This window comes from Mesorhizobium sp. (genome assembly GCF_004962925.1).
GTDB lineage: Bacteria > Pseudomonadota > Alphaproteobacteria > Rhizobiales > Rhizobiaceae > Mesorhizobium.
This window is the reverse complement of record NZ_SUEO01000160.1, coordinates 1-5,603: the sequence shown is the minus strand read 5'-3', so window position 1 is coordinate 5,603 and position 5,603 is coordinate 1. Positions and strand designations below refer to the sequence as shown.

General features: G+C 59.5%; 4 protein-coding genes and 3 pseudogenes. 4 read left to right on the top strand and 3 right to left on the bottom strand.

Annotated elements, in window-relative coordinates; translation table 11 throughout:
* Window positions 1-194: pseudogene (locus E5W87_RS25595) on the top strand (LacI family transcriptional regulator); the annotation flags it as partial.
* 164 nt (window positions 195-358) lie between these two features.
* Window positions 359-1,162 (top strand): TIM barrel protein, encoded by an 804-nt coding sequence (locus tag E5W87_RS25590; RefSeq protein WP_029356612.1) that lies wholly within the window; start codon window positions 359-361, stop codon window positions 1,160-1,162.
* 48 nt (window positions 1,163-1,210) lie between these two features.
* On the opposite strand, the gene E5W87_RS25585 is transcribed toward E5W87_RS25590, so the two are convergent.
* Window positions 1,211-2,128: a LysR family transcriptional regulator gene (locus E5W87_RS25585; RefSeq protein WP_063170390.1), complete on the bottom strand. Its 918-nt coding sequence runs from the start codon at window positions 2,126-2,128 to the stop codon at window positions 1,211-1,213.
* Window positions 2,129-2,393: 265 nt separating this feature from the next.
* Window positions 2,394-2,572: pseudogene (locus tag E5W87_RS25580) on the bottom strand (integrase core domain-containing protein); the annotation flags it as partial.
* A gap of 255 nt (window positions 2,573-2,827) precedes the next feature.
* Here E5W87_RS25580 and E5W87_RS25575 point away from each other — a divergent pair.
* Window positions 2,828-4,051 carry an IS110 family transposase gene (locus tag E5W87_RS25575; RefSeq protein ID WP_245467925.1) on the top strand — a complete coding sequence of 408 codons (1,224 nt, stop codon included), beginning with the start codon at window positions 2,828-2,830 and terminating at the stop codon, window positions 4,049-4,051.
* Window positions 4,052-4,493: 442 nt separating this feature from the next.
* On the opposite strand, the pseudogene E5W87_RS36165 reads toward E5W87_RS25575, so the two are convergent.
* Window positions 4,494-4,831: pseudogene (locus E5W87_RS36165) on the bottom strand (LysR family transcriptional regulator); the annotation flags it as partial.
* A 437-nt stretch (window positions 4,832-5,268) separates the two neighbouring features.
* On the opposite strand from E5W87_RS36165, the gene E5W87_RS25570 reads away from it, so the two are divergent.
* Window positions 5,269-5,550 (top strand): acyl carrier protein, encoded by a 282-nt coding sequence (locus E5W87_RS25570; RefSeq protein ID WP_029356603.1) that lies wholly within the window; start codon window positions 5,269-5,271, stop codon window positions 5,548-5,550.
* Window positions 5,551-5,603 lie beyond the last annotated feature (53 nt).

Genomic DNA, 5,603 nt, shown 5'->3' with positions numbered 1-5,603 from the left:
TCGTGAGTGAAATGACGCCGCAGTCACGTGGGGCGCTTGCGGATGACATCTTGACGATGGCGGTCGGCACGCCAATGCGCCGACTTTGCCAGGAGCTGATAATGGCAATGGAGCGGGCCATCAAAGCCGGCGTCGCGGAGAGCCCGGGGCAGACATTTCTGCCGTTCGACATTTATCTTCCGGAAAATATTTGACCTTGATGGATTTCTATCATGAGCGCCCATTTTCCTTTCACCGATGAAAGGAAAGCTCGATTGACTCGGCCGTCTCTGTCCGATCTGTGAACCGGCGTGGTTCCGTCTTGAAAGAAGCCGGATGCCGAAATGGCAGCCGCGCTTCATGGAAGGAAAGTCAAGCAATGCGCCAGGTATCGCCCCGCTTTGCACTCGATCACATGGCGGCGCCCCGCCTTGACGTCAGTGCGCTTTTCGCGCTTGCCCGTGACCAAGGCCTGACCGACGTCCAAATCCGTTACCCTCATTTCAGCAATCCTGTCGCACGCGGCATTCCGGCTGCGGACGTTCGGTTTGCCGCTACCGAAGCGGGCGTCACGATCATCTCTGTCAACGCCTTGCAGCGGTTCAACGACTGGACTCCAACGCGTCAGGCCGAGGCAAGCAACCTCGCCGATTATGCGACGGCGTGCGGGGCGGAGACGCTCGTGTTGGTGCCGGCCAACCGCAGCTCGTGGCCCACCAATAGCGAGCGCCAGGACAATCTTCGTTTCGCTCTAAACGAGATCAAGCCAATCCTCCAGTCGCGGGGTCTGATCGGTCTCATCGAGCCGCTGGGTTTCCGAACCTGCTCGCTTCGATCAAAGAAGGAAGCGGCCGAGGCCGTTGCCGCGGTTGATGGCCAGTCCGTCTTTCGCCTCGTGCACGACACGTTCCACCACACCCTGGCCGGGGAGACATGCCTGTTCTGCGAGCTTACCGGCCTGGTGCACATTTCAAGCGTAAACGACCCGACCTTCTGGATTTACCCCGATCGCTTTCTTGCAGGTTCCGACAATGGCAGCCAGATTCAGGCGCTGCTGGATGGCGGCTACGCGGGACCTTTCTCGTTCGAGCTGGTCGAGGAAGTCCATTCTCTGGACGATCTCGCAGGCGCACTTGCCGCCAGCATCGACTTTATCCGGCGAGGGCTATTGTCGTCAGAGTAGATGGTGACAGCAGTAGTGACTATAGGTGCGCCTGAATTTTCCGTGGGTTCACAGCGGGGCAGCCATCCGAGATGCCTCCTGTATCATTATTTCCCGCATCCAGATGCTTGCCGGATCGCTATTGTGGAGGGCCGGCCATTGGAGGGTCTCGGTGAATGTGGGAAATGGCAGCGGAAGTTCGATAACCCGCAGGGGGAACGTTTTTTCGAAATGCCTGACCAGCCGTAAGGGCATGGTCGCTATACGAGCTGTGCCGGACACCATAGGTGGAATCATGCTGAAGCCCTGCACGGCGACCTCGACACGTCTCTTAAGGCCATGCTCAAGCAAAAACCATTCCTCGATAGACGGCTTCATCGTACGCCCGAACCTGACCGCGACGTGCCTCATCGACATGTATCTCTCGAATGTAAGCTGCTGTGGCAGCTGCTTGTTTGTGGGACAGCCTACGCACACGAGCTTCTCGTCAAACAGCGCAACGCTTGAATGCACACTCGACGTGAACATATCCGGTAGAATTAGAAAATCGACGTCACCGCGCCGGAGAAGCTCATCGGGGCTATCGTCGACAGGCAGCAGTTCGAAGCTGACGGCGGGGGCTTCCCGTGAAATACGCTCCACAAGCTTTTCGAAAAACACGAGCGTGACGAAATCGGAAAGAATGATCCTGAAGAGGCGATCGGCTCGAGCTGGGTCAAACGGATCCGAAGAAATAATCGAGCACTGGATGTGCTGGAGAGCGTCGCGAACTGCGGGGGCAAATGCTGCCGCACGCGGGGTTAGAAATCGTTCGCGACCTCTTATCGTAAACAGTTCATCGCGGAAATAATCGCGCAGTCGGGCGACGGCCGCACTCATGGCGGGCTGACTCAGGTTGATCCTGCGTGCCGCCGCCGAGAGATTACGCTCCGTCAGGAGTGCGTCAAGCACAACGAGGAGATTTAGATCAAGTCCTTTGAAACGCATGTCATCAGCCATCCATGGGATGGATGCCTTTAACCGAAACAAACGACTTTAACAATTTAGCATTCTTGCAATCTTTTGTCGCAAAAAGTTTATGATGGATGACGTTAAGGTCCGACATATGAGCCGCGTGATCTGCCGAAGCGAGCAATCGTTCGTACTGTGCAGGTCAGAGATTGGCAGTTTGAAACGCCGGGCCGATGGCGCCGGGCTATCAACCAGCGTCTTCGGCGGCCCCGACCTAGCTAGGCGTGGAACCTAATAGGGTTCACCCTTCCAGTCCGAGGCGACTGATGGGCGGTTTGATCCTAAGCTGCCGTGAGGCCTGTGCCAATTGTATCGGCGAAGCCAATGCAGCAGTCCGGCAGCGTTTTTGAGAGCTGTTGTAGGCTCGGCCTAAGCCCATTGGCGCAAGCCTGTCTGAACGAAGCGCTTGGCCTTGCCGCTATCCGGTATGTGATCTGTGGTGCCTTTTCGTCCTGCTGTTCTGGTTTTGGACCCTTATGGTGAGCCCATCCGGGACGTGGGGCACCGGGAGCACAAAGGTGCAGGCAGGCCGTCAATAGACCGTGGGCTGAGAGCCCGAACTCGTTACATGGCCGCCCCTCGCGACTTTCCCGGATGCGCTGCGAGCGCGGATCAGTAGATGTCGTGTTGCCCGCCAGCTCCCGTCTTTGACCGAGCCAAGAAGGAGGAACGGGCATGCTTATCATCGGACTGGATATTCACCGCGCCTTCGCCGAAGCAGTGGCATGGGAGGAGGGCAGGCTCAGGCGACTCGGCCGCGTCGACATGCGGCGCGATCTGCTGGCGGCGTTCGCCGCGAAGCTGTCGCCGAACGATGTCGGGGTGATCGAGGCCACCGGCAACGCGACGTCCGCTGCAGCTGTGGTTGCGCCGCATGTGAAGAAGGTGGGGATCGCCAACCCGAAACAGGTGTTTATCGTTGCCTATGCCAAGATCAAAACGACGATCGACGCCGACGTTCTTGCGCAGCTCTATGCCAGCGGCTTCTTGCCAGAAGTCTGGATTGCGGACGAGCCGACGCAGGCTCTGCGTCGACAGGTGACACGGCGCAATCAGATTGTCCGACAGAGATCTCGATTGAAGAGCGTCATCCAGTCGATCCTTCATAGCCACCTGATCCCGTCCTGCCCGCATGCCGACCTGTGCGGCGCCAAGGGTCGGACCTGGTTAATCGAGCAGGTCGTACCGCAGGACGAGCGCCTCGCGATCGATGGGCATCTGCGCGAGTTCGACCGATTGGGCGAAGACCTCCAGGTCATCGAACGCGATCTTGTCCGCTCGGCTCTCGAGGATGAAGGCGTGAAGCGGCTGATGACCATTCCCGGCGTCGACATCACCGTCGCGCTGGCGATGAAGGCGGCGATCGGCGACGTGTCGCGCTTCGACGATCCGCAGAAGCTCGTGACCTATCTCGGGTTGAACCCAAGCGTCCGGCAGTCCGGCCAGGTCCGGCCTACCATGGGCGGATCACCAAGCAGGGCCGTGGTCATGCGCGCGGCATGCTCGTCGAGGCGGCCTGGGCGGCCGCTCGTGCTCCCGGACCGTTGCGAGCCTTCTCCCTGCGGCGTGCGAGCCCGGCGCGGACAGCATGTCGCGGCCGTGGCAACCGCACGCAAACTCTCTGTCGTGATCTGGCATCTGTTGAGAAGGGCGAGAGTTACGCGTGGGCTCGACCCTCCCTGCATGCCAAGAAGCTTGCGCGATGTGGAACTCAAGGCCGGGAGCAAGGCTGTGCGCGGCCAAAAGGGAGCGCACGCCTACAACATAAAGAGCCACCGGGAAGAAGAGCGCCGCTGGGTGGAGCAGGCCGAGGGCGCCTATGCACGCCTCGTCGCCGGTTGGAACCCACGAGGTCCGAAGAGGGTAGGCACGGATGCCGCAAACGAGGCGCGACGATAGAAGCTGCGCGGCAGGGCTCTCATCTCGGACCCTGCTCTTCGCCACGCGGTCGTCCGTGCGCGACAGGAGAATAGCGCAGATTTATCAAAAAGGCTCTTGTCGATCACATCAGTGGTCTTGGGCGCTGTACGGCCGGGTGAAGACTTTGCAGGTGGCCCGGAAAGCGTTTGACCTGTAGCGAAGCAATTGTCGTCATTACGCGCTCGACCCGGGCGCCCAGCTTGGCATAAGGGCTACGTGGCCTCAGGAAGCGTCGCCAATGCAGACCATGGACGAATTCCCAGCCGATGCCGAGATGCCGGTCGACCGTGCCTGTCGCCGTCCGGTGATGCGATGCCCCCGAGCGGATGAGTTCGCCCCGGATGCTCCCGGTCACGACGCACGGGTTCGGGTTCCAAGGCGCTCAGTTTTGTTCGCGCCCAATCGGTGTAGGACGCGGCAGAAATACGAGCGTGACGAAATCGGAAAGAATGATCCTGAAGCGGCGATTCGGTAGAGCCGGGTCAAACTATCCGACGAAATAAACGAGCACTGGATGGGCGGGAGAGCGTCGCGAACTGGAGGGCAAGAGCTCCCGGACGCAGCGTTAAGTTTGAATACCTCCGCGGACATGGTCGCGAGCTCATCGCGCAAATAATCGAGCAGCCGAGCGCCGGCCGCACTCATGACCGGCTGGGCTCGGTTAATCCTGCATGCCGCGCCCATGAGGTTGCGCTCTGTCGGGAGTGCGTCGAGCACAACGAGGAGATGTAGTTCACGACCTTTGAAACGCGTGGTCAACTATCCAAAGTGTGGATGCCTTTCATCGAAACAAACGATTTCATCAATGTTCTGGAATCCTGCATGGGCAGAAGCACCTGACGGACACCGATGCCCCACTGCCTCATAGCGTGGCGAGCGTCTTAAGAAACCGCCCGAAAGGGGATTTTTCATGCGCTCTACCGGGCAGTGGAGTGCTGGGAAAGGGAGTTGCAACTGACCGGCCATGTCAAACTGTCCGACTTCTTCCGAGCCTATGGACAGACTGGGAGACGCGCACGGTGTAGCGGCTCACATCGTCATACTGCACCTACGCCACACACCGGCCGGACCTGATCCGGCTTTATGAGCATTGGGCTTTGTCAGTTGCCCAAGCGTGATGGCTTTCGCGACGCGGCGCGCCTTAGGAACTGAGCCGCGTCCAGGTCGAAACGCGGGAAAGAAAGACAGGAAACAGAATGGCCGATCAATTCGCAACGGACGTCATTGCCCTGATCAAGAAACGCGCCGAGTCGGAGAGCGGTGAGGGAATGCCTGCGTCATTCGTCGGCGAGATAACAATCGCCACGGAACTGGACGCGCTCGGGTTCGATTCGCTGGGTTTGGCGGACGTCCTCTGGGATGTGGAGCAGGCCTACGGCATCAAGATCGACATGAACACGGCTGATGCCTGGTCCAATCTCAAGAATGTCGGCGACGTCGTGGAAGCCGTCCGCGGCTTGCTTGCGAAGGAGGCTTGAATGGACAGGCGCGTCGTTATCACCGGAGTGGGCGGCCTGTGCGGACTGGGCAC